This is a genomic window from Actinoplanes sp. NPDC004185, assembly GCF_053603475.1.
In genome coordinates, this window is sequence record NZ_JBSGFR010000002.1 from 262,595 (window position 1) to 286,545 (window position 23,951).

Annotated in this window: 26 protein-coding genes and 2 riboswitches; of the genes, 14 read left to right on the plus strand and 12 right to left on the minus strand. The window is 70.7% G+C overall.

Translation table 11 applies throughout. The annotated features are described in order from the left end of the window. The first annotated feature begins 10 nt into the window (after window positions 1-10). Window positions 11-2,377 (plus strand): glycoside hydrolase family 65 protein, encoded by a 2,367-nt coding sequence (locus ACWEOZ_RS03370; RefSeq protein ID WP_451909134.1) that lies wholly within the window; start codon window positions 11-13, stop codon window positions 2,375-2,377. A 63-nt stretch (window positions 2,378-2,440) separates the two neighbouring features. Here the strand turns inward: ACWEOZ_RS03370 and ACWEOZ_RS03375 are convergent, their stop codons facing one another. Beyond that, window positions 2,441-3,457, minus strand: a complete 1,017-nt coding sequence (locus tag ACWEOZ_RS03375; protein WP_451909135.1) for a coiled-coil domain-containing protein — start codon at window positions 3,455-3,457, stop codon at window positions 2,441-2,443. A gap of 5 nt (window positions 3,458-3,462) precedes the next feature. Continuing rightward, window positions 3,463-3,598: riboswitch (cyclic di-AMP (ydaO/yuaA leader) on the minus strand. Window positions 3,599-3,875: 277 nt separating this feature from the next. Then, window positions 3,876-4,025, plus strand: a riboswitch (cyclic di-AMP (ydaO/yuaA leader). Between ACWEOZ_RS03375 and ACWEOZ_RS03380 the strand changes: the two genes are divergently transcribed. Then, on the plus strand, window positions 4,023-5,105 hold the full coding sequence (locus ACWEOZ_RS03380; protein ID WP_451909136.1) for a coiled-coil domain-containing protein: 1,083 nt from the start codon (window positions 4,023-4,025) through the stop codon (window positions 5,103-5,105). Its footprint overlaps the riboswitch before it by 3 nt. Before the next feature lie 18 nt (window positions 5,106-5,123). Here the strand turns inward: ACWEOZ_RS03380 and ACWEOZ_RS03385 are convergent, their stop codons facing one another. Then, window positions 5,124-5,900 (minus strand): ABC transporter ATP-binding protein, encoded by a 777-nt coding sequence (locus ACWEOZ_RS03385; RefSeq protein WP_451909243.1) that lies wholly within the window; start codon window positions 5,898-5,900, stop codon window positions 5,124-5,126. A 4-nt stretch (window positions 5,901-5,904) separates the two neighbouring features. Then, window positions 5,905-6,801: an ABC transporter permease gene (locus ACWEOZ_RS03390; protein ID WP_451909137.1), complete on the minus strand. Its 897-nt coding sequence runs from the start codon at window positions 6,799-6,801 to the stop codon at window positions 5,905-5,907. 169 nt (window positions 6,802-6,970) lie between these two features. Between ACWEOZ_RS03390 and ACWEOZ_RS03395 the strand changes: the two genes are divergently transcribed. After that, window positions 6,971-7,579 (plus strand): TetR/AcrR family transcriptional regulator, encoded by a 609-nt coding sequence (locus ACWEOZ_RS03395; RefSeq protein ID WP_360551100.1) that lies wholly within the window; start codon window positions 6,971-6,973, stop codon window positions 7,577-7,579. Window positions 7,580-7,581: 2 nt separating this feature from the next. Here ACWEOZ_RS03395 and ACWEOZ_RS03400 read toward each other — a convergent pair whose 3' ends face one another. Then, window positions 7,582-8,700 (minus strand): sensor histidine kinase, encoded by a 1,119-nt coding sequence (locus ACWEOZ_RS03400; RefSeq protein ID WP_451909138.1) that lies wholly within the window; start codon window positions 8,698-8,700, stop codon window positions 7,582-7,584. A gap of 21 nt (window positions 8,701-8,721) precedes the next feature. On the opposite strand from ACWEOZ_RS03400, the gene ACWEOZ_RS03405 reads away from it, so the two are divergent. The 7 genes from ACWEOZ_RS03405 (at window position 8,722) to ygiD (ending at window position 14,028) form a co-directional block, all read left to right on the plus strand. Beyond that, on the plus strand, window positions 8,722-9,366 hold the full coding sequence (locus tag ACWEOZ_RS03405; protein WP_451909139.1) for a response regulator: 645 nt from the start codon (window positions 8,722-8,724) through the stop codon (window positions 9,364-9,366). Between the two features lie 64 nt (window positions 9,367-9,430). Then, window positions 9,431-10,411 carry a glycerophosphodiester phosphodiesterase family protein gene (locus tag ACWEOZ_RS03410; protein WP_451909140.1) on the plus strand — a complete coding sequence of 327 codons (981 nt, stop codon included), beginning with the start codon at window positions 9,431-9,433 and terminating at the stop codon, window positions 10,409-10,411. Between the two features lie 70 nt (window positions 10,412-10,481). Beyond that, window positions 10,482-10,829 (plus strand): Atu4866 domain-containing protein, encoded by a 348-nt coding sequence (locus tag ACWEOZ_RS03415; protein ID WP_451909141.1) that lies wholly within the window; start codon window positions 10,482-10,484, stop codon window positions 10,827-10,829. A 31-nt stretch (window positions 10,830-10,860) separates the two neighbouring features. After that, entirely contained in the window at window positions 10,861-11,484 is a 624-nt protein-coding gene (gene pnuC / locus ACWEOZ_RS03420; RefSeq protein ID WP_451909142.1) for a nicotinamide riboside transporter PnuC, read from the plus strand. Further along, window positions 11,481-12,569 carry an AAA family ATPase gene (locus ACWEOZ_RS03425; RefSeq protein ID WP_451909143.1) on the plus strand — a complete coding sequence of 363 codons (1,089 nt, stop codon included), beginning with the start codon at window positions 11,481-11,483 and terminating at the stop codon, window positions 12,567-12,569. Before pnuC ends, ACWEOZ_RS03425 begins: the two co-directional genes overlap by 4 nt. 20 nt (window positions 12,570-12,589) lie before the next feature. Next, window positions 12,590-13,156, plus strand: a complete 567-nt coding sequence (locus ACWEOZ_RS03430; RefSeq protein WP_451909144.1) for a hypothetical protein — start codon at window positions 12,590-12,592, stop codon at window positions 13,154-13,156. A 17-nt stretch (window positions 13,157-13,173) separates the two neighbouring features. Continuing rightward, window positions 13,174-14,028, plus strand: coding sequence for a 4,5-DOPA-extradiol-dioxygenase (ygiD, locus tag ACWEOZ_RS03435; RefSeq protein WP_451909145.1), 855 nt, complete (start codon window positions 13,174-13,176; stop codon window positions 14,026-14,028). A 363-nt stretch (window positions 14,029-14,391) separates the two neighbouring features. On the opposite strand, the gene ACWEOZ_RS03440 is transcribed toward ygiD, so the two are convergent. Together ACWEOZ_RS03440 and ACWEOZ_RS03445 are read right to left on the minus strand one after the other, a co-directional pair. Next, window positions 14,392-14,910, minus strand: a complete 519-nt coding sequence (locus ACWEOZ_RS03440; RefSeq protein ID WP_451909146.1) for a GNAT family N-acetyltransferase — start codon at window positions 14,908-14,910, stop codon at window positions 14,392-14,394. A gap of 19 nt (window positions 14,911-14,929) precedes the next feature. After that, window positions 14,930-16,489 (minus strand): diguanylate cyclase, encoded by a 1,560-nt coding sequence (locus ACWEOZ_RS03445; protein WP_451909147.1) that lies wholly within the window; start codon window positions 16,487-16,489, stop codon window positions 14,930-14,932. Between the two features lie 153 nt (window positions 16,490-16,642). Between ACWEOZ_RS03445 and ACWEOZ_RS03450 the strand changes: the two genes are divergently transcribed. Continuing rightward, window positions 16,643-17,569 carry a DUF1996 domain-containing protein gene (locus tag ACWEOZ_RS03450; RefSeq protein WP_451909148.1) on the plus strand — a complete coding sequence of 309 codons (927 nt, stop codon included), beginning with the start codon at window positions 16,643-16,645 and terminating at the stop codon, window positions 17,567-17,569. On the opposite strand, the gene ACWEOZ_RS03455 is transcribed toward ACWEOZ_RS03450, so the two are convergent. Next, on the minus strand, window positions 17,563-18,342 hold the full coding sequence (locus ACWEOZ_RS03455) for a COG4315 family predicted lipoprotein (RefSeq protein ID WP_451909149.1): 780 nt from the start codon (window positions 18,340-18,342) through the stop codon (window positions 17,563-17,565). The genes ACWEOZ_RS03450 and ACWEOZ_RS03455 overlap by 7 nt on opposite strands. A 248-nt stretch (window positions 18,343-18,590) precedes the next feature. Here ACWEOZ_RS03455 and ACWEOZ_RS03460 point away from each other — a divergent pair, with 248 nt between their 5' ends. Together ACWEOZ_RS03460 and ACWEOZ_RS03465 are read left to right on the plus strand one after the other, a co-directional pair. Next, window positions 18,591-19,094 carry a sigma-70 family RNA polymerase sigma factor gene (locus tag ACWEOZ_RS03460; RefSeq protein ID WP_451909244.1) on the plus strand — a complete coding sequence of 168 codons (504 nt, stop codon included), beginning with the start codon at window positions 18,591-18,593 and terminating at the stop codon, window positions 19,092-19,094. Beyond that, window positions 19,091-19,795 (plus strand): anti-sigma factor family protein, encoded by a 705-nt coding sequence (locus tag ACWEOZ_RS03465; RefSeq protein WP_451909150.1) that lies wholly within the window; start codon window positions 19,091-19,093, stop codon window positions 19,793-19,795. The genes ACWEOZ_RS03460 and ACWEOZ_RS03465 overlap by 4 nt, the downstream gene beginning before the upstream one ends. Before the next feature lie 12 nt (window positions 19,796-19,807). Here the strand turns inward: ACWEOZ_RS03465 and ACWEOZ_RS03470 are convergent, their stop codons facing one another. Both ACWEOZ_RS03470 and ACWEOZ_RS03475 read right to left on the minus strand, forming a co-directional pair. Further along, the gene (locus ACWEOZ_RS03470; RefSeq protein WP_451909151.1) at window positions 19,808-20,209 is read right to left on the minus strand and encodes a PPOX class F420-dependent oxidoreductase; all 402 of its coding nucleotides are present in this window, start codon (window positions 20,207-20,209) and stop codon (window positions 19,808-19,810) included. After that, the gene (locus tag ACWEOZ_RS03475) at window positions 20,206-20,958 is read right to left on the minus strand and encodes a TetR/AcrR family transcriptional regulator (RefSeq protein ID WP_451909152.1); all 753 of its coding nucleotides are present in this window, start codon (window positions 20,956-20,958) and stop codon (window positions 20,206-20,208) included. The genes ACWEOZ_RS03470 and ACWEOZ_RS03475 overlap by 4 nt, the downstream gene beginning before the upstream one ends. An 83-nt stretch (window positions 20,959-21,041) precedes the next feature. Between ACWEOZ_RS03475 and ACWEOZ_RS03480 the strand changes: the two genes are divergently transcribed. Further along, on the plus strand, window positions 21,042-22,691 hold the full coding sequence (locus ACWEOZ_RS03480) for an MFS transporter (protein WP_451909153.1): 1,650 nt from the start codon (window positions 21,042-21,044) through the stop codon (window positions 22,689-22,691). On the opposite strand, the gene ACWEOZ_RS03485 is transcribed toward ACWEOZ_RS03480, so the two are convergent. The 3 genes from ACWEOZ_RS03485 to ACWEOZ_RS03495 are packed head-to-tail and all read right to left on the minus strand — an operon-like array spanning window position 22,685 to window position 23,877. Next, window positions 22,685-22,921, minus strand: coding sequence for a hypothetical protein (locus ACWEOZ_RS03485; protein ID WP_451909154.1), 237 nt, complete (start codon window positions 22,919-22,921; stop codon window positions 22,685-22,687). The genes ACWEOZ_RS03480 and ACWEOZ_RS03485 overlap by 7 nt on opposite strands. 60 nt (window positions 22,922-22,981) lie before the next feature. Further along, a complete protein-coding gene (locus tag ACWEOZ_RS03490) occupies window positions 22,982-23,392 on the minus strand; it encodes a rhodanese-like domain-containing protein (RefSeq protein WP_451909245.1) in 411 nt (136 codons plus the stop codon). An 11-nt stretch (window positions 23,393-23,403) separates the two neighbouring features. Then, on the minus strand, window positions 23,404-23,877 hold the full coding sequence (locus ACWEOZ_RS03495; RefSeq protein ID WP_451909155.1) for a cysteine dioxygenase: 474 nt from the start codon (window positions 23,875-23,877) through the stop codon (window positions 23,404-23,406). Between the last annotated feature and the right edge of the window lie 74 nt (window positions 23,878-23,951).

Below are 23,951 nucleotides of genomic sequence, written 5' to 3' on the forward strand. Positions count from 1 at the left end.
AGGCACCACCGTGATCCGTGAACGGGCCTACCCCGTCGATCCCTGGCACATCAGGGAGACCCGGCTGGACCTGGATGTGCTGGCTCAGTCCGAGTCGGTCTTCGCCCTGGCCAACGGCCACATCGGCATCCGGGGAAACCTGGACGAGGGCGAGCCGCACGGCCTGCCCGGCACCTACCTCAACTCGTTCTACGAGCTGCGGCCGCTGCCGTACGCCGAGGCGGGTTACGGGTTCCCCGAGTCGGGCCAGACGATGGTCAACGTCACCAACGCCAAGCTCATGCGGCTGCTCGTCGACGACGAACCGTTCGACGTGCGCTACGGCGAGCTGCGCTCCCACGAGCGCACGCTGGACCTGCGCGCGGGCACCCTCGAGCGGATCGTGGAGTGGGTCTCACCCTCCGGTCAGGCGATCCGGGTGCGCACCGTACGCATGGTGTCGTTCACCCACCGCGCCATCGTCGCCTTCCTGTACGAGGTCGAGCCGCTGGACGCCTCCGCCCGGCTGATCCTGCAGTCCGAGCTGGTGGCCAACGAGCAGCTCCCGGCGACCAGCAAGGACCCGCGGGTGGCGGCGGTGCTGGATCACCCGCTGCAGGCCGAGGAGATGCTGGAGCAGCGCACCGGTGGCCTGCTCGTGCACCGCACCAAGGCCAGTGACCTGCGGATGGCCGCGGCGATGGAGCACCTGGTGGAGACGCCGGGCAAGCACGCGGTGACCACCGAGGGCCACCCGGACTGGCTGCGCACCACGGTCGCCTGCAAGCTCGAGCCGGGACAGAAGCTGCGGGTCGTCAAGATCGCCGCGTACGGCTGGTCGAGCAACCGCTCGCTGCCCGCCGTGCGTGACCAGGTGGGTGCGGCTCTGGCCAGCGCCCGGCTGGACGGCTGGGAGGGCCTGGTCGAGGCGCAGCGGGAATACCTGGACGCGTTCTGGGACCACTCCGACGTCAAGGTCGAGGGTGACCCGGAGGTGCAGCAGGCCGTCCGCTTCGGCCTCTTCCACACCCTGCAGGCCGGCGCCCGGGCCGAGCAGCGCCCGGTCGGCTCCAAGGGTCTCACCGGCCCCGGTTACGACGGTCACACGTTCTGGGACGCCGAGACCTTCGTGCTGCCGGCCCTGACGTACACGCAGCCGTCCGCGGCGGCCGACGTGCTGCGCTGGCGGCACTCCACACTGGATCTTGCCCGGGAGCGTGCGCAGACCCTCGGCCTGCAGGGCGCGGCCTTCCCGTGGCGCACGATCCGCGGGCAGGAGTGCTCGGCGTACTGGCCGGCCGGCACCGCCGGGTTCCACATCGGAGCGGACATCGCCGACGCCGTGCGGCGCTACGTCTCGGCGACGGGCGACTTCGAATTCGAACGCGACTACGGCCTGGAGCTGCTCGTCGAGACCGCCCGGCTGTGGCGCTCGCTCGGGCATCACGACCGGCACGGCCGCTTCCACATCGACGGCGTCACCGGTCCGGACGAGTACACGGCCGTGGTCGACGACAACGTCTACACCAACCTGATGGCGCAGCAGAACATGTTCGCCGCGGCGGACGCGGCCAAGCGGCACCCGGAGCTCGCCCGCAAGCTGGGCGTGGACGACGAGGAGTCGGCGTCGTGGCGGGACGCGGCGGCTTCCGTGCACATCCCGTACGACCGGGAGCTCGGCGTGCACCAGCAGTCGGAGGGCTTCACCCGGCTGGCGGAGTGGGACTTCGACAACACCCCGCCCGAGGCGTACCCGCTGCTGCTGAACTACCCGTACTTCGACCTGTACCGCAAGCAGGTGGTCAAGCAGGCCGACCTGGTCATGGCGATGTACCTGCGAGGTGATGCCTTCACCCCGGAGGAGAAGGCGCGCAACTTCGCGTACTACGACGCCCGTACCGTGCGGGACTCGTCGCTGTCGGCCTGCATCCAGGCCGTCATGGCCGCCGAGGTGGGCTTCCTGGAGCTGGCCCACGACTACCTGGGCGAGGCCGCCCTGATGGACCTGCACGACCTGCACCAGAACGCCCGGGACGGCGTGCACGTGGCATCCCTGGCCGGTTCCTGGATCGCCCTGGTGGCGGGCCTGGGCGGCATGCGTGACTTCAACGGGCAGCTCTCCTTCGCGCCCCGGCTGCCGAGCCGGATCAACGCGCTGGAGTTCTCGCTGCTCTGGCGTGGCCTGCGGCTGCGGGTGGAGGTCACCGCCGACGAGGTGACCTACTCGCTGCGCAACGGCGGTGGGTCGGCGCGTCTGGACCTGCTGCACCACGGCAAGGAGGTCACCATCACCCAGGTGAAGCCGGTCGTGCTGCCGATCCCGCCGGCGCCGCCGACGGGACCCGCGCCCAGCCAGCCGGCCGGTCGGGCCCCGGTGCGCCGGGCCACCGGCGTCTGATCCTGCCACGAAGAAGCCCCCGTCCTCCGCGAGGAGGACGGGGGCTTCTCTGCGCTCACCGCGCTAAAGCATCGAGACGTGTACGTGGTCCGTGTGGTCACTGGGGCCGTGGTACGTCTTCCAGCCCGTGGCCGGGAACCAGATCTGTTTGTTCCAGATGACGTAGAGGATGCCGAGCCGGTCGGCGTTGCGCACCAGGAAGGCCATCAGGTTGTTGCCGTACTCCCGGGTGTCCTGGTTGTGCCAGGGTGAGAAGCCGCTCTTCTGCAGGGACCAGTCGCAGGCACGGCCCTTGGGATGCTCGAACGGACCGCCGTTGCGGTGACAACCGACGAACCGGTTGAACTTCGCCTTCTTCACTTCCTTGTACATGTGGAAGGTCCGCGCGGTGATGCAGCCGCCCGTGGTCGGGTCGTCGACGTTGCAGGACTCCGGGCCGAACTCGCCGTCGGAGTTGCGCGGTGCGGGCGCGGCGATCTTGGACTTGACGTCCACGAAGCCACCGGTGACCGACGTGCCGCCGACCTGGGCCAGCGCCTTCTCGGCCGACTCCTTCTGCTTCTCCATCAGCGCGAGGTTCTGCTTCTGCGCCTTGACCTCCTGGTCCAGGCGCGTCTTGTTGGCGGTCACCTCGTCGATGGCCTGGTCCAGCTCGCGCAGTTTGCCGTCGTTGAGGGCGTTGATCTCCTCCAGGGAGACCGCTTTCTTGAGGAAGCCGTCCGGGCTGCTGGTGTTGAGCAGGAAGCCCATGGTCGAGATGCCGCCGGTGCGGTACTGCTGAGCGGCGACCGCGCCCACCTCGGGCAGCAGCAGGTCGCGCTTCGCCTCGGCGTTCTTGACCTTCAGGGCCAGACCGAGCTGGGTCTTGGTCGACTTGGCAACGGCCGACTTCGCCGCCAGATAACGCCGGCCGGTGGAGTCCAGCACGTCGTTCAGCATCGGGTTGTCGTCGCCGTCGTCGGCGGTGGAGTTGGTGCCGTCCGGACCGGCGTTCGCCGGGGATGCGGGCACGAGCATCATCGTGACCGCGGCGAGCGGTGCCAGGGCGAGGATCAGCCACCGGCGGGGTCTTGCCGTCATTCAGAATCCTTCCGCGTGACCACCGGCCGGGTTAGCTGACGGGTTCGGGACGGAAGCGATCCCTACCACTGACTCGTGGATTCACCCCGGTAGTTCTGTGGTTCCCCGGCTCATCTTGCGACGATTAGATGGTGGGCTGCCGGCGCCTTGGGGGCAGCGCCTTCTGGCAGTGACCGGCGGCCAGCTTACCTGACAACGCCCGAACTGGCAGTGCTGCCGCGAACGGCAAAAGGGTTACCGGGCAACGACTTTCCGTCACCGATCAATGAAATGACGCAGGTCATAGCCCGTAACGACGCATTAATGTGAGTCGTTGCATTCTTTCCGCCGTCCCTCACCTTGTGTGCACGATCGATTGCGCTCGGTGTGACGACTGTCGATTCCTAGCATTGCTGGGTAGTGTTCGTCACGGTCTCAGCGCAGACCGCCGCCTAATCGCCGCACGGCGAGCCGGGGAACCACTCGAGTAATGGGGTGAATCCGATCCGCGCACCCCCGCGCGATCGGTAGGGATCGCTTCCGTCCCGAACCCGTCAGCTAACTCGGTCGGCGGCCGACGGAAGGAATGTCCGTGAGGTTCAACCCTGTCCGCCGGCGATTAGCGACCGTCCTCGCGGTCCTCGTCGCCACCTCGGGGCTGGCGCTCGCCGCCCCGACCTCCGCCTCCGCCGCACCCCGACCCTTCGCCGCGCCGGGCGACTCGGGCGACGACGGCGAGGGCGGTTCGAAGTCCCTCATCAAGCAGCTCGAGGCGGCGTCCAAGGGCTTCGTCGAGGCCAAGGAGGCGCTGGACCGCTCCAAGAAGCGCCAGCAGGAGCTGTCCGCCAAGCTCAAGGAGCTCGACACCCAGCTCGGCCCCAAGCAGGCGGCGCTGGACGAGATCGTCCAGCGGGCGTACCGCACCGGGCGGCTCGGGCCGATGACGGCGATGATCACCGCCGACTCCACCGGCAGCATGCTGGACCGCGCCCAGACCCTGGAGACCATCGCCGTCAAGCAGGACCGCGCGGTGCGTGACCTGAAGGACAGCCGGGACCAGCAGGCGCAGGCCAAGACGGCGATCGACACCGCCGTCCGCGATCAGCAGCGCCAGCTCACCGTCATGGCCAAGCGCAAGAACCAGGCCGAGTCCGCGCTGAAGGCCGCCAATGCCGCCAACGGGACGAGCGACTCCTCGTCGTCCGGTGGCGGTTCCTCCAGCGGTGGTGGCAGCAGCTCACTGGCCGCGGCCGCACCGCGCAACTCCGACGGCTCACTGCCGGACGAGTCGTGCAGCGTCAACGACCCGACCACGACCGGCTGCATCACGCCGCGCACCCTGCACGCGATGCAGGAGGCGAAGAAGGACGGTTTCAACCACTTCATCGCCTGCTTCCGCCACCAGAACAGCGGTGAACACCCGAAGGGCCGGGCCTGCGACTGGGCGGCCGACAAGGGCGGCTTCGGCGGCGACGCGACCGGGGCCAGCAAGGACTACGGCAACCGGCTGGCGAACTACTTCATCCACAACGCAAGCCGGCTCGGGATCCTCTACGTCATCTGGTACCGGCGGATCTGGCTGCCCAGCAGCGGCTGGAAGTCGTACTCCGGTGCCGGCGGCGACCCGTCGAGCGATCACACCAACCACGTGCACATGTCGATGCGCTGACTCCAGGGGGTGCGGGGCCTACCGCTTGACGTAGGCCTCGTACTCCTTCAGCACGTCGTCGGTCGGGCCGTCGGCGCGGATCAGGCCCGACTCCAGCCAGATGGCCCGCTCGCAGGTGTCGCGGATCGACTGCTCGCTGTGGCTCACCAGGAAGACGGTGCCGGCCTGCGCGCGCAGATCGCGGACCCGCTGCTCGCTGCGCCGGCGGAACTTCGCGTCACCGGTGGCCAGCGCCTCGTCGATGAGCAGCACGTCGTGCTGCTTGGCGGCCGCGATGGCGAACCGCAACCGGGCCCCCATGCCGGACGAGTACGTCCGCATCGGCAGCGAGCTGAAGTCACCGCGCTCGTTGATGCCGGAGAAGTCGATGATGTCCTGGGTCTTGCTCTTGACCTCGGCCGGGGACATGCCCATGGCCAGGCAGCCCAGGACCACGTTGCGCTCACCCGGCAGGTCGTTCATCAGGGCGGCGCTGACGCCGAGCAGGGACGGCTGGCCGGCCGCGTAGATCGCCCCGCGCTCGACCGGGAGCAGCCCGGCGATCGCCCGCAGCAGCGTGGACTTGCCCGATCCGTTGGTGCCGATCAGGCCGACGGCCTCACCCTTGTACGCGACGAAGCTCACACCCTTGATGGCGTGCACCTCGCGCATGGTCGCCGGCTTGGTGCGGGTGACGAGCCGCTTGAAGCTGGCGAGCGGGCTGCCGCTGCCCGGGCTCGCCGACTGCTGGATCCGGTAGACCACGTGGGCGTTGTCGACGATGACCGTCGGATCGCGCCGGTCGCTGCCGGTCATGTTGTCAGCCACGGCCGTAGCCCTTCTCTCCGCGCCAGAAGTAGACGTAACCCCCGGTGCCCACCACGAGCGTCCAGCCGATCGCCTCGAGCCACATCAACATGGGACTCGCCGCGAGCGGCACGTCCTCCATCAGCGCGTGCCGCATGAGGTCGATGAACACCAGCATCGGGTTGGCCTCGACCAGGTGCAGCTTCCAGCCGCTGAGGTGGTCGGTGAAGCGGGTGACCGGGTAGAGCACCGCCGACATGTAGAACCACATCCGCATGACGAACGGGATGAGATTCCGGACGTCCGGGAACTTGCTGCCGAGCCGGGCGCCGGCCAGCGCCAGTCCGGCGTTGAACACGGCCTGGATCAGGAAGATCGGCAGGATGAGCAACCATTCCAGGGTGATCGGCTCGCCGAAGGCGACCACGATGACCATCAGCACGGCCAGCGAGGCGATGGTGTTGCGGACCTCGACCATGGTGATGGCCAGGGGCAGGCTCGCTCTCGGGAAGTGCAGCGCCCGGATCAGCCCGAGGTTGCCGCTGATCGCCTGGATGCCCGCCGACACGGTCGACTGGGTGAAGCCGAAGATGAACACGCCGGTGCACAGGTACGCGACGAAGTTGTCGACGCCGCTCTTCGTGTTCAGGATGACACCGAAGATCAGGTAGTAGACAGACGCGTTGATCAGCGGCGTCAGCACCTGCCAGAAGACACCGAGCCGGGTCTTGCCGAGCGCCGAGGAGACCTTGGCGTTGGCGTACGACGCGATGAAGTGCCGGTACGCCCAGAGCTGACGCGTGTACTCGGGCAGGGAAGGCAGCTTCCCGGCCGCGCTGAGCCCGTGTCTGCGGGCCAGCTCCTTGAGCGTCAGGCCGGTCTCGGAATCGGCGACCGCCGTCTGAGGCATGGGGCGCTCCGATCTGGTCGGTCCGCTGGGGATGGGGGACCTGGATGACTTGCGCGGGAACACACTAAACAGTGTGCCGCGATGGAACGGCGTCGTATCGACGTCAGCCCCGAAAGTAGCCGAACGAGCGCCGGAACGCAACCGTTGCGTCCTGGCGTATAGTGCACCTGTGGTTACAGCGAAACGTGCACCCGCCGGAGCGGCGGTGCTCCGCGGGGACATCACCGCGGCCATCCGCAACGCGGTCATGAACGAGCTGGCCGAGGTCGGCTACGGGCGCCTGTCCATCGAGGCGGTGGCACGCCGGGCCGGCGTCGGCAAGACCGCGATCTATCGCCGGTGGAGCAACAAGCTGGAGATGGTCCTCGAGATCGTCTCCGCCGTGGCGGAGCGTAGCGTGCCGATGCCCGACACCGGAAGCTTCGCCGGCGATCTGCAACTGCTGCTGTTCATCGTGAGCCGGGCCCTGCAGCACCGGATCGCGTCACAGATCATCCCGGACCTGATGGCCGAGGCGGCCCGCAACCCGAAGATCGCCGAGACGCTGCAACGGGCCCTGCGCACCCACCAGCAGGCCGTCGGCGAGAAGATCGTGGGCCAGGCGGTCGAGCGCGGCGAACTGCCCCCCGGCACGAACGCCGACCTGGCCGTCGACATGATGCTGGGCCCGCTGTACTGGCGGCTGGCGGTGTCGCGCACCCCGATCGACGACGACTACCTCGAGAACCTCAGCAACGCCGTCCTGCGTGCGCTGCAGGAGACCCGCCCCGCGCACTGACGTCATCGGCCCGCGACGGCGTTCCCCACCCGCAGCGGGAACGACGCCTCGATCCGCCAGCCGGCCGGGACACGTGGACCGTGGACCAGGCTTCCGCCGTACCGGTTGAGGTCCTCGGCCAGGCTGAGCAGGCCGAAGCCGCCGGCCGCCGGCCCGGACCGGGGTCGCGGCGGGCCCGGAGGTTCGCTGGTGATCCGCAGGATCAGCGTCTCCGCACCGCGCTCGGTGCTGATGCTGAGCAGGGTGCCGGATCCGTCATGGCGCAGGGCATTCGTGGCGGCCTCGCCGATCAGCCGGTCGGCCAGCGCGAGCACCGGCGGCGTCAGCACGTTCCGCAGGTCCGGCGGGTCAGCCGCCAGGCGCAGCCCGGCCGCGCCCAGGGACTCCAGCCGCGCCGCCAGCCGGGCCGCGGAGTCCGGTTCGCCGGCGTCGGCCAGCGCGGCCCGGACCTCGGTCAACGCTTCCCGGCCGGCCCGCAGGACCACGTCCAGCCGGTCCCGGGCGGCGTCGCCGAGCGGCGTGGTCGCCTTCAGAGCCTCGGTCTGCAGCAGCATCACCGTCACTGTGTGGGCGAGCGTGTCGTGCACCCGGCGGGCCAGGCGTTCCCGGTCTTCGGCGGCCGCGGTGGCCTGCTCGGCGAACCGGCGTTCCAGGCGCAGGTGCGTCGCCTCGGCCCGCCGGCGCAGGTGCTCACTGCGGTCCACCCCGGCCAGCCAGGCCACCGTGACCGTGACCGCGGCCATCAGCAGACCCTCGACCGGACCGTGCCGGACCGCGCTGGCGGCCGCCATGACCAGCCCGACCGCCGGGCACAGCACCCACCGGATCGCCGGTGAGCGGTGGGTGGCCGCGGTGTAGAGCGCGATCGTGGCGGGGAAGAAGCCGACCGCGCGGGCCATGCCGAGCGTGGTGTGCGCGGCGGTCGCACAGCCCACGACGATCAGCACCGCGGCCGGGAAACGCCGCCGCCAGACCAGCGGCAGCAGCTGGGCCAGCGCGAGCGGTGCCGAGACGATCGTGCCGGACAGCACGAAGAGCAGGGTGACCGCGGCGCCCAGGGAGAGATCCACCAGCGGCTGCCAATGCCCGCGCAGCCCGCCGGTCGTGATCCTGAACGCCATGCGACTGCTTACCATGGCCCGATGATCCGGCTTGCCGTCGTCGACGACCAGGCGCTGGTCCGGGAAGGGCTGAGCCTGATCCTGGGGGCGCAGCCGGATCTCCAGGTGGTCGCGGAGCTGCCGGACGGCACCGCACTGCTGGAGCTGCTGGCCGGTGACCCGCTCGTCGCGGACGTCATCCTGCTGGACCTTTACCTGCCCGGCGCGGACGGGGTGCGGGTGCTGGGTCAGTTGCGCGCCCGCCGGCCCGAGGTGCCGGCGAAGGTGGTGATGCTGACCACGGTCGGCCGGGCCTCGGACATCCAGCGGGCGCTGGCCGCCGGCGCCGACGGCTTCGTGCTCAAGGACGCCGGCGGCAGCGAGCTCGCCGCGGCAGTCCGCGGCGCGCACGCCGGGGTCACCGCGCTCAGTGCCTCGGCGGCCGAGCTGCTCTGGCCGTCGGCCACCGCCGCGCCGCCGGCGGCCACCGCGGCCCGGCTGGACACCCTGACCGGCCGCGAGCGCGAGGTGCTCACTCTGCTCGGGCGGGGCCTGACCAACCAGGTCATCGCCCGCGACCTGAATCTCGCCGAACGCACCGTCAAGGCCCACGTGAGCAACCTGCTGGCGAAGCTCTCGGTGACCAGCCGCACCCAGGCGGCCCTGCTCGCCCGGGACCTGTCCTAAGGACGTAGCCCGGCTATGTCCTTCGCCGGTTCCGGCGCGCGCCGGCCGCTGCGAGGCTGCCCGGATGCCCCACGACAAACGCGTGCGCCGGTTCCGCCGGCTCTGGCTCACCCTCGGTGTCGTCCTGCTGATCACCGCCGGGCTCTGGGTGGGTAACAGCTCCGCGCTATGGGGTGGCGGCGACGGCCGCACCCAGTTGCTGGCACACCGCGGGATCGCCCAGACCTTCCCGCTGGACGGGGTGGAGAACGACACCTGCACCGCCGGTCGCATCCACCCGCCGGACCACAGCTACATCGAGAACACGTTGCCGTCGATGCGGGCGGCGTTCGCCGCGGGCGCCGACATGCTGGAGGTCGACGTCCAGGTCACCGCCGACGACCAGCTCGCCGTGTTCCACGACTCGACGCTCGAGTGCCGCACCGACGGCACCGGCCCGGTGCGCGACCACACGCTCGCCGAGCTGCGCCGGCTCGACCTGGGGTACGGCTACACGGCCGACGCCGGCGCCACCCACCCGTTGCGCGGCACCGGTGCCGGGCTGCTGCCCACGCTGGACCAGGTCGTCACCGCGTTCCCGGAGCGGGAGCTGCTCGTCGACCTCAAGAACGACGACCCGGCCGAGGGTGAACGGCTGGCCGGCTACCTGACCACCCTGCCCGCCGAGCGACTGACCACGATCAGCGTGTACGGCGGGGACGCCGCGGTCACTGCGGTCACGGACCAGTTGCCCCAGCTCCGCGCCACCTCGAAGAAGATCATGAAGGACTGCCTGGTGCGCTACCTCGGGACCGGCTGGACCGGTCACGTCCCGGACGCCTGCCGGCACACCGAACTGCACCTGCCGCAACGCTACGGCCGCCTGCTGTGGGGCTGGCCCAACCTCTTCGTCGACCGGATGCGGGCCGCGGACACCCGGGTGGTGCTGGTGGCCGGGGACGGACCCTGGTCGGCGGGCTTCGACCGGCCGGCCGACCTGGCCCAGGTGCCCGCGGGCTGGTCCGGCTGGCTGTGGACCAACCGGGTGGACGCGATCACGCCCTGAAGTGCTCAACCGGGACGCGGGTCGTGCCGAAGGTAGGGGCCCCACCCGCGCCGTCCCCCCGGAGCACCTCATGCGAACCCCCCGCGTAGACACGACCATCTTCGGTGCGACGTCGCTGCTCACGCTCGCGCTCGGCGGCGTCGCCCCCGAGCAGCTGACCGCGCCGGTGCCGGTCGCGTCCGGGCACGCGGAGGCGGTCGCCGGGCTGTGGCTCAGCGCCGACAAGACGGTACGGCTGCGGCTCGACGCCGACTGGTCGTACCTGGGCCGGGTCGCGGGCCGGCACCGGGCGGCGAAGGGCACCTACCGGCCGGAGGGTACGGGGCTGGTGCTGCGCGACGACACGGGCCTGCGTACGCCGGTGACGGTCGCCGACGACGTCCTGGAGATGGCCGGGCACCAGCTGTTCCGGGCCTGACACCGCCGCGACCGGATGCGATGCTGACCCGATGATCGATTGGCTCTCCGGCGTCGCCTTCACCGCCTTCGGGGCCGGCACCACGTGGGCCGAGGTGCTCGGCTTCGGTACCGGTCTGGTGAACGTGGGACTGCTGGTGCGCCGGCACATCCTCAACTGGCCGGTGGGCATCCTCAACGTGCTGCTGCTCATGCTGGTCTTCTGGTCCGCCGGCCTGTACGCCGACGCGAGCCTGCAGATCGTCTACGTGGTGCTCGGCGCGTACGGCTGGTGGGCCTGGCTCTACGGCGGCGCCAGCCGCACCCCGCTGACCGTGCGCACCACCACCGGGGCCGAGTGGCTCGGCCTGGCGGTCGCCGGGGTGCTGCTCACCGGGGGTCTCTGGCTCTTCCTGGACCGGCTGACCAGCTCCACCGTGCCGCTGGCCGACGCGCTCACCACGGCGCTGTCGCTGCTGGCCACCTACGGCCAGACCCGCAAGCTGGTGGAGAGCTGGTGGCTCTGGATCGCGGCCGACCTGATCTACATCCCGCTGTACGGCTACAAGGACCTCTGGCTCACCGCCCTGCTCTACGTGGCGTTCCTGGCGCTCTGCGTCCTGGGCCTGCGCGCGTGGCGGGCGGCGCTGCGCACCCAGCACGCGGTGGCCGTATGAGGTGGGGGCACGGCCTCATCGTGGGCAAGTTCTATCCGCCGCATGCCGGGCACCACGAGCTGATCGACGCCGCGGCCGCCGCCTGTGACCGGGTCACCGTCGTGGTGGCGCCCAGCTCGCGGGAGTCCGTACCGCTGGAACTGCGTCTCGCCTGGCTGCGCGAGGCCCACCCGGCGCACGTCCGCTTCGTCGGCGTCCATGACGATCACCCGGTCGACTACGCCGATCCCAGGGCCTGGGAGCTGCACACAGCCGTGTTCCGCGCGGCTGCCGGCCCGGACCGGGTGGATGCGGTGTTCTCCTCCGAGGCGTACGGCGAGGAGCTGGCCCGGCGGTTCGGCGCGCAGGCCGTCACCGTCGACCCGGAGCGGATCAGGACACCGGTGTCCGGAACGGCGGTCCGGGCTGATCCGGTCGCGTACTGGGATCTGCTCGGTCCCGGGGTACGCGCCTGGCTGACCCGCCGGGTGATCGTCGTGGGGGCCGAGTCCACCGGGACCACCACGATGGCCCGGGCCCTGGCCCGGCACTACCGCACGCGGGGCGGGGTGTGGGCGCGGACCCGCTGGGTGCCCGAGTTCGGCCGCGAGCTGACCGCGCGCAAGCTCGACAGCCTGCGTCTGACCCGGCCCGGAGCGGTGGTCGAGGACGTGACGTGGGGGCGGGAAGACTTCGTGACGGTCGCCGCCGAGCAGAATGCGGCCGAGGACAGCGCTGCCCGCGACGGTGCACCGATCCTCTTCGGCGACACCGACGTCCTGGCCACCACGATCTGGGAAGAGCGCTACCTGGGGGAGGGCGGCGCCTGGACGACCTCGCCGGGCGTCGCGGAACGCGTACGGGCACCCGACCTGTATCTGCTCACCCATCACGAGGGCGTGCCGTTCGTCGACGACGGGCTGCGCGACGGCGAGGGCGTACGGGCGTGGATGACCGCCCGCTTCGAGCGTGAACTGGCTGCTCGCGGCGTACCGTCACTGGTGTTGACCGGACGCTATGCCGCCCGGCTGCGGGCCGCGGTCGCCGCCTGCGACGACCTGCTGGCGTCCGGGTGGTCTTTTGCTCCTCCGCTAAGCCATTCCTGATCCGGGCCGAAGCAAGGTGCATGCGGCTCAGAAAACTCCTGCTCCCGCTGCTGGCCCTGCCGATCGCCCTGGGCGGCTGCGGCATGCTCGGCTCGTCGGCGGGCACCCCCGGCGCGGCCGCGAGCGCCACCCCGATCGCCGGCGGCGGTGACTGGCTGGTGGTGGCCACCGGCAGCGCCACACCCAGCCCGGTGGCGTCGCCGGCTGCCTCGCGGCCGCCCGTCCTGCCGCCGGTGTCCTTCCTGCCGGTCCAGCCGGGGTGCGCCAAGGACTGGACCGTCAACCCGCCGCTGATCCCGGTCGAGGTCGTGCCGGGCGCCGGCAGACTCACCGTGACCTGGCCGCGCCAGTACGACTCCGGATACCGGATCACCGCGGTCAAGCAGCCGCTGATCGCCGGCAATCAACCGGCCTACACCTGGCAGAACGTGCCCACGGGGACCGGCTGCACCGTCACCGCCACGATCACCGGGCTCCAGCGGGGCGTGCCCTACATCGTCTGGCTGGACGCGCCGAACACCGGGCACGAGCTGGACGGCGCCCGGCACCCGTACAGCGGCCGCTCCGGGGTCGTCTACCCGCGGTGAAGGTTTAAGCTGCAACGATGACCACGATGCCGGCCGCGTTCATCGGCCACGGCAACCCGATGAACGCGCTCGAGACCAACCGCTACACCCAGGCGTGGCGGGCGTTCGGCGCGTCGGTGCCGAGGCCGAGGGCGATCCTGGTGGTGTCGGCGCACTGGTACATCAACGCGACCGCGGTCACCGCGATGCCGCGGCCCCGCACGATCCACGACTTCTTCGGCTTCCCGCAGCAGCTCTTCGACGTCGACTACCCGGCGCCGGGCCTGCCCGGACTGGCCGAGGAGGTCAGCGACATCGTCGAACCGACCTGGGTCGGCGCCGACATCGACTCCTGGGGCATCGACCACGGCACCTGGTCGGTGCTGGTGCACGCCTTCCCGGACGCCGACATCCCGGTCACCCAGCTCTCGATCAACGCTGACCGTGGCTTCGACTACCACCTGGAGCTGGGGGCCAAGCTGGCCCCGCTGCGCGAGTCCGGCGTACTGATCCTGGGCAGCGGCAACGTCGTGCACAACCTCGGCGGGGTGAACCGCGACATGCCGGACGAGGGCTTCGACTGGGCGCAGCGCTTCGACTCCGACGCCAAGGAGACGATGCTGGACGACCCGCTCAACGCGGCCCGGCTGGACGCCCACCGCGACTTCCGGCACGCGGTGCCGACCCCGGACCACTTCCTCCCGCTGCTCTACCTGGCCGGACTGGCCGGCGCGAGCGGCGAGGGCACGGACGTGCTGGTCGACGGGTACGCGTACGGCAGCCTGTCGATGACGGCGTACACGCTGGGCCTGCCGGCCGCGACCCCGTCGACGGACACCACCGCGGCAGCGGCGATCCCGGCCGGCCTGCCCGCCGACGGCGTGAACATCTAGGACGCCCGTTCACGAGCGGAACGCCCTCGATCGGCCCTACAGCCTGAAGCGCGTGGGGCGGTGAACGCAGTCGGCTGTGGCTGCACCTCCCCGGTGACCCCGCTGTTGCAGTCGAGTCGCCGGACAAGAGCAGTGAACGTTGTGGATGATCTTTGAAGGTCCTGGCCCGGCCTGAGGTGCCAAACAGCAGCAGCTCCCCGCACGCCCGTTGTCGCCGATGCACTCGTCGTGGTCCTGGAGGACTCACCAGGTCCCGCTGTCGACGGGTCGGTCGCGGCCGTACATCCCGTCAGGGCTATGAGGGATGCCGAACTTCATACCAGGACAAGGTGAGATCACACCATCATGGAACCCGTTGCAGCACTAGGCGTTCCTCTCATAGATGATCTCCAGCCCGTCCTCGTCGTCCCACTGCTCGCCGACCTCCGTGAAGCCATACTGCGCGATGAGGCCGAGCGAGGCCACGTTGTCCGGGCTGATCGTCACCCGCACGGTCCGGACCTCCGGGTCAGCGGCGGCCCGGGCGAGCAGTGCCTCGAACGCGGCCCGGGCATGACCCTGCCGCCGGTACGCGGGATCAACGGCGTAGCCGATCTCGACCAGGCCGGCGGCGTCGGGCCGGGAGTGAAAACCGGCCCGCCCGACGGCCAGCTGCCGCCGCTCGTCCCAGATGACCCCGGTGACCCACCCGGCCTCGGCGGGATCCCGCTCGACCTGGCCGCGGCGCCGCTCCCAGACGCCACGGTTGTCCGGCCCGGCCAGATACTCCGAGAGCGGCACAGGGCTGACGGCCTGCGCCGCAGCGAGATCACCGGCGGCCAGCGCGGCAAAAACCGGCTCCGAGAGATGAACGATCCGAACCTGCTGTCCCGAAAGCTCCACCACCAGATCTTGGCACCGGTCAGGCGGCGGTGGTGTTGCGGCCGCTCCATTTGGCGGCGTACAGGCGGTCGTCGGCTGCTCGGAACAGGGCGTCGCCCGTCATGCCCGGGGACCAGGTTGCCACGCCCACGCTCACCGTCAGGCGGACCTCCGGCAGGATCGTCGCCGCGGCCACCGCGGTGCGGATGCGTTCCGCCACCTCGCGGCCCGTCGTGCCGTCGCCCTGCAGGAAGACCACGAACTCGTCGCCCGCGTACCGGACCGCTTCGTCGCCGGTGCGGCAGTGGGCGCGCAGGATCGTCGCCACCTCGCGCAGGGCGCGGTCGCCCGCGCTGTGCGAGTACGCGTCGTTCACCGCCTTGAAGTGGTCCAGGTCGATGAGCAGCACCGTCAGCGGCCGTGCCCCCGAGGCCCGGTCCACGTCCTCGATCAGCAGGTCGAACCGGCGCCGGTTGCCCAGCCCGGTCAGCGGGTCGAGCAGGATCTCGCGTTCCGCTCGGGCCCGGGCCTCCTCGGCCTCCTCGCGCTGGCCCGCCTGTCGCAGCATCGCCAGCCGTTGCAGCCGCAGCCGCCACAGCTCGCGCACCTGGCCCTCGACCGTCTCGAACAGGTCGCGGCTGGACTGGCAGTCCTCGATCTCCAGGGCGGTCAGGGCGAGTTCGAAGCGGATGATCGGTCGTTCGTCGGGGCGGGAGCCCTGCTCGCTGAGCTCGCGGGCGGCGATGAACTCGCGGCGGGCCTCGTGCGGAAAGCCGTGTGCCCGCAGGCTGATGCCCAGCGCCAGGTGCGCCATCCGGGCGTACTGGTGGGTGCCGCCGCCGCGCAGCGGCATGATCGCCTCGCGGGCCAGCTTCTCGGCCACTGTGGTCTCGCCCAGCTTGGCCAGGGCCAGGGCGTGCACGGCGGTCGCGTGCACGTCCGGCTGGGAGTCCAGACGGTGCCGGGTGATCTCGGCGCTGCGGCGCAGTTTGCTGCGGGCCTCCTCGGCCCGGCCGACGTGCGACAGCCGCAGTCCCCAGTAGAGCAGGGTGACCGCGTGCACCAGGTCGAACGACGACGAGCGGTTCGGCGCGTCCGAGGCGCACAGCTGGTCGTACGCCGTCGCCGCTGTCTCGTACATCTCCGCGGCGGTGGCGGCCTCGGCGAACGAGCACATCGCCGACCGGTGCCGGTCCGTGCCCGCCGGGCCCGCCTTCAGCAGGGCGCCGGCGCGGGCCAGGTGTTGCATGCAGTCGACGTAGTGGCCGCGCAGCAGGTGCAGCTGGGCCAGGTCGCAGCGGGCCTTGGCCTCGCTGAGCAGGGAACCGGCGGTGCGCAGCAGCTCCTCGCCCAGTGCGGTGCCCTCCACGAGCCGGCCCATGGCCAGCAGGGCGTACATCTTTCCCTGGATCAGGAACCGGGCCGTCCGGTCGTCGCGGACCGTCCGGGCGATCATCAGGAAGGCGTCGGCCGCCGCGACTGCCTCGTACGCCTGACCGTCGTTCGCCATCCGGTGCACCTGCAGGGCGAGCAGATGGAGCGGCCCGTACACGGTCACCGGCACCGGCAATCGTCGGTCCCCCGAGATCCAGTCCGCCATCTGCCCAGTATCAGCCGTTCCGGGCGTTAGTAAATCCACCGGACCGATAGGCCTGCATTCGGGTTCGCCGATGGCCGCCGAAGTCGAGGACTTTGCCTGCACTGTCCTGTTTGTGCCAGCGGCGGGTGCGGAATGTTTGCGTATGGTGACGGTATGGCGTACGCCGCGACAGGTCGGCGCAGGGCGGCCCTGTGGGCCCTGGCCGTCGAGTTGCTGCTCGCCGCCGGCGCGATCACCGCGGGCACGCTGCGCCGGCCGTCGCTGGGTGCGGACTATGTCGACATCGAAGACGTCGCCGCGCTGCCGGTGGAGGCGGTCACCGGGTCGTACACGTGGGACTGCGGGCGCAATGAGAACGGCCATCGCAACAGCAGCAACATCGTCGTGACGCCGGGCAAGGCCGGGCCGGTGCACCATCTGCACGACTTCTTCGGCAACCTGTCCGTCGACGTCGGCAGCACGGTGAAGAGCCTCGCCGGGGGCGGCACCACCTGTACCAACGGCGACGAATCAAGCTATTACTGGCCGGTGCTGCGCACCTTCGGGCGGGAGGACGGTCCGCACGGCGGGGCGGTGCAGACGCCGGTCCGGGTCAGCTTCGCTTTCCACGGCAACCCGCGGGGGCCGGTCCTGGCGATGCCGCGTCTGCTCCGGGGGGCGGTGGGGGACGCGTACGCGGTGACGAACGGTGGTGCGCGGGCCGCCGCGGTCTGGAGTTGTTCCGGCAGCCCCGAGCGCCGCAGCCTGCGGTACGTCGTCTGCCCCCGTGGTGAGCAGGTGCTGCGGGTCTTCGACTTCCCGAGCTGCTGGGACGGCCGGCGGGTGGACAGCAACGACCATCGCCAGCAGCTCGTCTTCGCCCGGCCCGGGGGCGGTTGTCCGATCTCGACCTTCGCGGTGCCGCGGCTGCGCATCGTCGTCGCCTACGCCATCGCGCCGGGCACCCGGTACCGGATCGACTCCTTCGACGCGCAGCGGCACAGTTCCCTGACCGATCACGCGTTCTTCGTCAATCTGATGCCGGATGCCCTGATGAACGAGGTCGTACGGTGCCTGAACGCCGCTCGCAGCTGTCAGTAGCCCGGGTCGGCGGGAGCGTCACCACCGGCGTCATCGGACTTCGCGGTGCCACCGGAGTCCGCGGTGCCACCGGTCCCGCCGGCGGACTCGGGCAGCGCCCCGGTCCGGCCACCCTTCGGGTCGACCGCGAACCAGGTGCCCTTGACGCCCTGACCCAGGATGTCGCCCGGCTTGGCGTCCTTGGCGAAGAAGTACACCGGCCAGCCGTTGATGGTGACCTGGCAGGTCCCGTCGGCGCGCTCGACGTACCCCAGGATCTTGGGGTTGATGCCCTTCGGGAAGATCCTGCCGGGCGACTTGATCAGCAGCGGCGGCCAGGCCTTGGCGCAGTCGCCGTTGCAGGTCGCCTTCGGCGGCTTGTTGCTGTCCTCGTCGAAGCGGTAGAGCGTGCGCCCGGCCCCGTCGGTCACGTAGGTGCCGATGACGGGGTTCTCGGCGGTGTTGAGCTCGACCGTCTTGCTGCCCTTACGGATGCTCCTGGGCGGCGTGATGTCCTGGTCGGACGCACCGCTGAAGATCTTGACCCACTTCTGGGTCTTGGCCACGGTCGGCTCGGGGATCGGCTCGGATGACCGGTCCGGGGTCTCCGCGGCCAGCTCGGCCTGCTCGGGTGCAGTGCTCGGCTCGGGCGGCACCGCCGGCGCGGCGGGCGTCTCGCCCTCCGCGGCCACGAAACGCACTTCGGTCGGGGTGGTGCCGGCCGGTGCGCACGCGGCGAGACCGAACGCGCTGGTCAGCGCCAGGATGGCGATGGTGGTGCGGCTGCGCTTCATGATTCCCCCTGTGGGTGAGCCGGTACGCCATCCACACGACCCGGGGCCGGATCCGGTTCAGCGGGAAATTGTTCTGAACCGATCCGGCCGCCTTCCCGTGTGAGGGGAGTCAGACCGACGAAACGGGGGTCGAGGGTGGCCGGACACGCGCTCCGTCCGGCCGGCCTCGGCGTGGTAACCGCCGTCACCGGGGGGAAGAGATGCCGGGGTTGAGGCTTCAACGTCGCCGGGAGGTGGCCGATGAGGCGCTGGTCAGATCGTTGTTCTCGGAACACGGGGCGGCGATGCTCGCGTACGCGACGCAGCTGACCCGCGACCGGGCCGCCGCCGAGGACGTGGTCCAGGAGGCCCTGGTCCGCGCCTGGCGACATCCGGACAGCCTGGTCAACGGCAAGGGCTCGGTACGCGGCTGGCTGCTCACCGTGGTCCGCAACATCGTCACCGATCAGATCCGCGCCCGTAACGCCCGCGCTCCCGAGGTGCGCGAGTCACCGGTCGAGGTGGCAGCGTCCGGCGACCACGCGGAGCAGGTGGTCAACTCGGTGGTGGTGATCGACGCGCTCAGCCGGCTCTCGGCCGAGCACCGCGAAGTGCTGGAGCAGGTCTACCTGCTCGGCAGCACGGTCGCGGAGGCGGCGAAGGCGCTGGGCATTCCGCCCGGCACCGTCAAGTCGCGTTCCTTTTATGCCCTGCGGGCACTACGCGAGCTCCGGTCGCTGAACGCAGCCGGAACGGAACGGTCTGCCTCATGAAGACGAATCACGTGGACCTCGCCGGTTATCTGACGAAGTCACTGGACGCGGAGCAGGTACGCCTGGTCGAGGAGCATCTCGCCGGCTGTGCCGAGTGCCGCGCCGAGGTGGAATCACTGCGGGAGTGGACGATGGCACTCGAGGCCGTGCCCGAGGCGATGCTGCTGGACGGGCCGCCCGAGGGCGGTGACCTGTTGCTGCAGCGCACGCTGCGGCAGATCCGGGACGAGTCGGCCGGGAGGCGGCATCGGCGGACGGCGCTGGTGAGTGCCGCCGCGGCCGTGGTCGTCGCCGCCGCGATCGGTTCCGGGGTGGTGGTGGGCCGGGGCACTGCTGATCCGGGCACTCCGATCGCCTTGCCGACGCCGTCGCAGGTGGAGCAGACGACCATTCCCGGCACGAAGACGGCGACCGCGGTCGACGCCGGCACCGGCGCGCGGATCACCGTGGCGGTGGCTCCGGCGCCGGGCTGGGTGCGGATCAAGGCCGCGGTCGCCGGGATCCCGGCCGGGGAGCGGTGCCGGCTCGAGGTGGTCGCCCGCAACGGCACGGTGGTGCTGGCGGGCAGCTGGGTGGTCTCCGACAAGGGCGCCGCCGAGGGCACCACGCTGGACGGCAGCGCGCTGGTCGCACCGGCCGACGTGGCTTCGGTCCGGGTGGTGACGGAGAAGGGCAAGCAGTACACGAGTGTCACTGTCTGAGCCGGCTCGATGTCAGCCCCAGGGCGCGTGGACGATCTTCTCCACCTCGATGGTGAGGATCACCCGGACCTGGTCCCGCCCGCCGAACCACGGGTACGGCCCGCCGATGTACTTCTGGGCCAGCTCCTCGATGTGCTCGGCCCCACCCTTGGGCGAGATGTCGACGACCCGGCCGCGGACGGAGAAGTAGTTCGACACGTCGTCCGGGTCGGCCACGGTCACGGCGACCCGGGGATCACGCTCGACGTTCCTGACCTTCTGGTAGCCCTCAACGGTGTTGATCACGATGTGCTCGCCGTCCGTGCCGACCCAGGTCTGGGTGAGCTGCGGTGAGCCGTCCGGCATGGTGGTGGCGATGAAGCACGGGCTGGGCTTGCCGAGCAGGTCCAGCAGCCCGGCGGGCAAGGAGGTCATGATTCAACAGTACGGCCGGTTTTCCGGCGCTCCGGGTCGACGTAGCGGTCCAGCCCGTCGATGAGCATGTCGAGGCCGAACTCGAAGCGCTCGTCGCCGGAGCCGGTGGTCAGCACCTCGGCCTGCGCCCGGATGTGGGGGAACCGGTCGGCCGGCAGGTTGGTGTAGTACTCGGTCAGCTGGCTGATGAAGGTGTCGAAGTATTCGCGGCTGCTCTGGCCCTCGGTCAGGTGCTGCTGGTGCAGCGAGTTCTCGTAGGCGTCGGCCACGATGTAGAGGAACAGCCGGTCCAGTGACCAGGCCGCCACCTGCGGTGGGACGCCCCCGGCCAGCATGATGGCCAGCATCGCCTCGGACATCCGCAGCGCGTTCGGCCCGGTGGGCACGGTGGCCAGCGCCGCCCGGGCGATGTCGTTGTATTTCGCCATCAGGGCGTGCCCGCGGCGGCACATCTCCTTGATCTGCTCCTGCCAGCGCTCCGGCTCGGGGGCGAGGACCTCCACCTGACCGCAGATCCGGTCGAACATCAGGTGCAGCAGCTCCTCCTTGTTCGCCACGTGGGCGTACAGGCTGGAGGCGCCGGTGCCGAAGACCGCGGCCAGGCGGCGCATGCTCACCGCCTCGATGCCCTCTTCCAGCACGATCCGCAGCCCGGCGTCCACGATCTGGTCCTGGCTCAGCGGGGCCTTGGCGGGGCGGGGGCGCTTGGGGACGGTACGCCGCCACGGGGGCAGGGGAAGCTCGCTCATCGGCGTACAGCGTACTTGACGCGAACGGTGTTCGTCGGTAGAACGGTGTTCAACAACGACGAACACTGTTCCGGGGGGACGCCGTGCAAGCTGTGCTGGAGAAGGTCGCTGAGACTCCGTATCGATGGCGCTGGGTCGCGTTGTTCGTGATCCTCGCCGTCGAGGTGATGGACCTGCTCGACTCCCTGGTCACCACGATCGCCGGGCCGGTGATCCGGGCCGAGCTGGGCGGCTCGCTCAGCCTGATCCAGTGGCTCGGTGCGGCGTACACCCTGTCCATGGCCATCGGGCTGCTCACCGGCGGCCGGCTCGGTGACATCTACGGCCGGCGCCGGATGTTCGTCATCGGCGCCGTCGGCTTCACCCTGGCCTCGCTGGTCTGCGCGCTCGCCTTCTCGCCCGGGGTGCTGATCGGGGCCCGCGCGGTCCAGGGCCTGTTCGGGGCGGTCATGCTGCCGCAGGGCCTGGGCATGATCAAGCAGATGTTCGCCCCGGCGGAGCAGGCCAAGGCGTTCGGCGCGTTCGGCCCGGTGATGGGTCTGGGCGCGGTCGGCGGCCCGATCCTGGCCGGCTGGCTGGTCGACGCGGACTACTTCGGCACCGGCTGGCGGATGATCTTTCTGATCAACCTGCCGCTGGGTGTCTTCGCCGTGCTCGGCGCGGTCAGGTTCCTGCCGGAGTTCCGCAGCGAGCGCCGCCCCCGGCTGGACGTGGCCGGGGTGCTGCTCGCCGCGGTCGCGGCGTTCCTGCTGCTCTATCCCCTGGTGCAGGGGCGCGAGCTGGACTGGCCGGTCTGGATCCTCGCCATGCTGGCGCTGGGCGTCGCGATGTTCGGCGTCTTCGGCGTGTACGAGTCGCGCCGCGAACGCCGGGGCCTGGACGCGCTGGTGACCCCGACGCTGTTCCGCAAGCGGGCGTTCACCAGTGGCCTGCTGGTGGGCCTGGTCTTCTTCGCGGCGCTGATCGGCACCGGACTGATCTTCACGCTCTACCTGCAGATCGGGCTCGGCTACTCGCCGCTCAAGGCCGGCCTGACCACGCTGCCGCAGGCGCTCGGCACGGTGGCCGGATTCATCGCGGCCGGTGCCGGACTCAGCGAACGGCTCGGTCGCAAGCTGCTGCTGATCGGGACCGTGATCATGGCCCTCGGCACGGCTGCCGTGGCTGTCACCGTGCGGCTGGCGGGCGCGGAGATCACTCCCTGGCTGCTGATTCCCGCGCTGATCCCGCTGGGCGTGGGCATGGGCCTGGCCATGGCGCCCTTCTTCAACATCGTGCTGGCCGGGGTCGACGACGAGGAGACCGGCTCGGCCTCCGGTGCGCTCACCTCGGTGCAGCAGCTCGGCGGCGCGTTCGGCATCGCGGTGCTCGGCACGGTCTTCTTCGGATTGCTACCGGGTGCGGTCGCGGACCACGTCGACGCGGCGGGACTACGGCCGGCGCTGACCGCCGCGGCCGTGCCGGCCGAGGCTCAGCCGGCCGCCGTCACCGGCATCCGCGACTGCCTGCGCGACCGGGCCGCCGAGGAGGATCCGGCGGTGCAGCCCGCGTCGTGCCGCGCGGCGCAGGGGGCAGCAGCACCGGAGATCGGGGGGTACGCCGAACAGGCGGTGCACGCCGGCTTCCGTGACACCACCGTGCGCAGCCTGCTGGTGGCGCTGGCGCTGCTCGTGCTGGCGTTCGGGCTGTCGTTCCTGTTGCCCCGGCATGCGCGACCGGACGACGGTCACTGACGAGCGGCCACGGCTGGGCGGCGGCGCCGGACGAGTGACCGCACCATCAGCGCCGCCGCCACGATGCCCGGAACACAGTGGACGGCCAGCACCCCGGCCAGGTGCGGGCCGCCCCAGTCGAGGTGGTACGTCGCCGGGTCCGTCATGTCGATGACGAACGGTTCCGCCACCGCCCGCGCCACGAAGAAGAGTCCGATGATCCACAGCAGGACGACGCCGATTCGCTTCATGCCCTCGACGCTAGGAGCGCGGGTGGCGGCGGGACACCGTGCTAGCCGTACCTCTGGTCCTCAGATCGTCGGGAGTCCCGCCGCCTGCCAGGCCTTGAAACCGCCGTCGAGGTCGGTCGCCCGCTGCAGGCCGAGATCCTGCAGCGCCGCCGCGGCCAGGCTGCTCGTGTAGCCCTCCTGGCAGGTCACGATGACCTCCAGGTCGTAGCGGGTGAAGGACAACCGGGCGTCGCTGCGGGGGTCGAGGCGCCATTCCAGCACGTTGCGCTCGATGATGACCGCGCCGGGGATCTCACCGTGCTCGGCACGCTGGGCGGCCGGGCGGATGTCCACGAGTACGGCTCCTCGCCCCACGGCCCGGTAGGTCTCGTGCGGGCCGAGCCGGATCAGCCGGGCCCGGGCGCCGGCCAGCAGCTCGTCGATGCTCCGGGCGCCCTCAGGGGCGGCGGCGAAGGAGGGTGCGCTGCGCAACAGGGGAGTGCTCACCACTGGGCTCCGGCTCGCTCGACGGTGACGACGTCCAGGCCGGCGGTGCCGATCCGGTAGCGCGTCATGGTGGTCAGGGCCGGACCGTACGCGTGGATGCTGATCGCGGGCCGGTTGGAGCGGTTGGTGATCCGGTGGATGTGCCGGGTGCCGAACCGGCGGCCGGCGCCCTCGCCCAGCTCGCGGGCGGTGATCCGGGCGGAGCCGTCGGCGCCCGTCGCCACGGTGTCCTCGGTGAGGGCCCCGGAGAAGACGTAGAACGCACCGGCCGAGCCGCCGTGGTCGTGCAGGTCCGTGCCCTGCCCGGGTAGCCACGTCAGCAGCCACACCTCGTGGTCCGGTTCCTGGGCCAGCCGGTGGTACCACCGGTCGGCCGCGTTGAAGCGGGGCGCGACAGGCCAGGAGTCCGGGTCGGCGGCGTACCGGGTGGCGGTGGCGAGATGGTCGAGGCGGAGGTCGACGACGGTCACTGCTGCTCCTCGCTTTGCATATATTGCCTATCAGTTCTATAGGTTTACCGCCACAGTACGGCCGGGAGCGGACG

What these genes read in the sequence shown, in the direction of transcription:
- ACWEOZ_RS03410 (WP_451909140.1), top strand. Translation starts at nt 9,431, where the DNA reads ATGCCCCACGACAAACGCGTGCGCCGGTTCCGCCGGCTCTGGCTCACC.
- ACWEOZ_RS03450 (WP_451909148.1), top strand. Translation starts at nt 16,643, where the DNA reads ATGGCGTACGCCGCGACAGGTCGGCGCAGGGCGGCCCTGTGGGCCCTG.
- ACWEOZ_RS03430 (WP_451909144.1), top strand. Translation starts at nt 12,590, where the DNA reads ATGCGGCTCAGAAAACTCCTGCTCCCGCTGCTGGCCCTGCCGATCGCC.
- ACWEOZ_RS03425 (WP_451909143.1), top strand. Translation starts at nt 11,481, where the DNA reads ATGAGGTGGGGGCACGGCCTCATCGTGGGCAAGTTCTATCCGCCGCAT.
- ACWEOZ_RS03390 (WP_451909137.1), bottom strand. Translation starts at nt 6,801, where the DNA reads ATGCCTCAGACGGCGGTCGCCGATTCCGAGACCGGCCTGACGCTCAAG.
- pnuC (WP_451909142.1), top strand. Translation starts at nt 10,861, where the DNA reads ATGATCGATTGGCTCTCCGGCGTCGCCTTCACCGCCTTCGGGGCCGGC.
- ACWEOZ_RS03485 (WP_451909154.1), bottom strand. Translation starts at nt 22,921, where the DNA reads ATGAAGCGAATCGGCGTCGTCCTGCTGTGGATCATCGGACTCTTCTTC.
- ACWEOZ_RS03465 (WP_451909150.1), top strand. Translation starts at nt 19,091, where the DNA reads ATGAAGACGAATCACGTGGACCTCGCCGGTTATCTGACGAAGTCACTG.
- ACWEOZ_RS03405 (WP_451909139.1), top strand. Translation starts at nt 8,722, where the DNA reads ATGATCCGGCTTGCCGTCGTCGACGACCAGGCGCTGGTCCGGGAAGGG.
- ACWEOZ_RS03415 (WP_451909141.1), top strand. Translation starts at nt 10,482, where the DNA reads ATGCGAACCCCCCGCGTAGACACGACCATCTTCGGTGCGACGTCGCTG.
- ACWEOZ_RS03375 (WP_451909135.1), bottom strand. Translation starts at nt 3,457, where the DNA reads ATGACGGCAAGACCCCGCCGGTGGCTGATCCTCGCCCTGGCACCGCTC.
- ACWEOZ_RS03380 (WP_451909136.1), top strand. Translation starts at nt 4,023, where the DNA reads ATGTCCGTGAGGTTCAACCCTGTCCGCCGGCGATTAGCGACCGTCCTC.
- ACWEOZ_RS03475 (WP_451909152.1), bottom strand. Translation starts at nt 20,958, where the DNA reads ATGAGCGAGCTTCCCCTGCCCCCGTGGCGGCGTACCGTCCCCAAGCGC.
- ACWEOZ_RS03400 (WP_451909138.1), bottom strand. Translation starts at nt 8,700, where the DNA reads ATGGCGTTCAGGATCACGACCGGCGGGCTGCGCGGGCATTGGCAGCCG.
- ygiD (WP_451909145.1), top strand. Translation starts at nt 13,174, where the DNA reads ATGACCACGATGCCGGCCGCGTTCATCGGCCACGGCAACCCGATGAAC.
- ACWEOZ_RS03445 (WP_451909147.1), bottom strand. Translation starts at nt 16,489, where the DNA reads ATGGCGGACTGGATCTCGGGGGACCGACGATTGCCGGTGCCGGTGACC.
- ACWEOZ_RS03455 (WP_451909149.1), bottom strand. Translation starts at nt 18,342, where the DNA reads ATGAAGCGCAGCCGCACCACCATCGCCATCCTGGCGCTGACCAGCGCG.
- ACWEOZ_RS03385 (WP_451909243.1), bottom strand. Translation starts at nt 5,900, where the DNA reads ATGACCGGCAGCGACCGGCGCGATCCGACGGTCATCGTCGACAACGCC.
- ACWEOZ_RS03470 (WP_451909151.1), bottom strand. Translation starts at nt 20,209, where the DNA reads ATGACCTCCTTGCCCGCCGGGCTGCTGGACCTGCTCGGCAAGCCCAGC.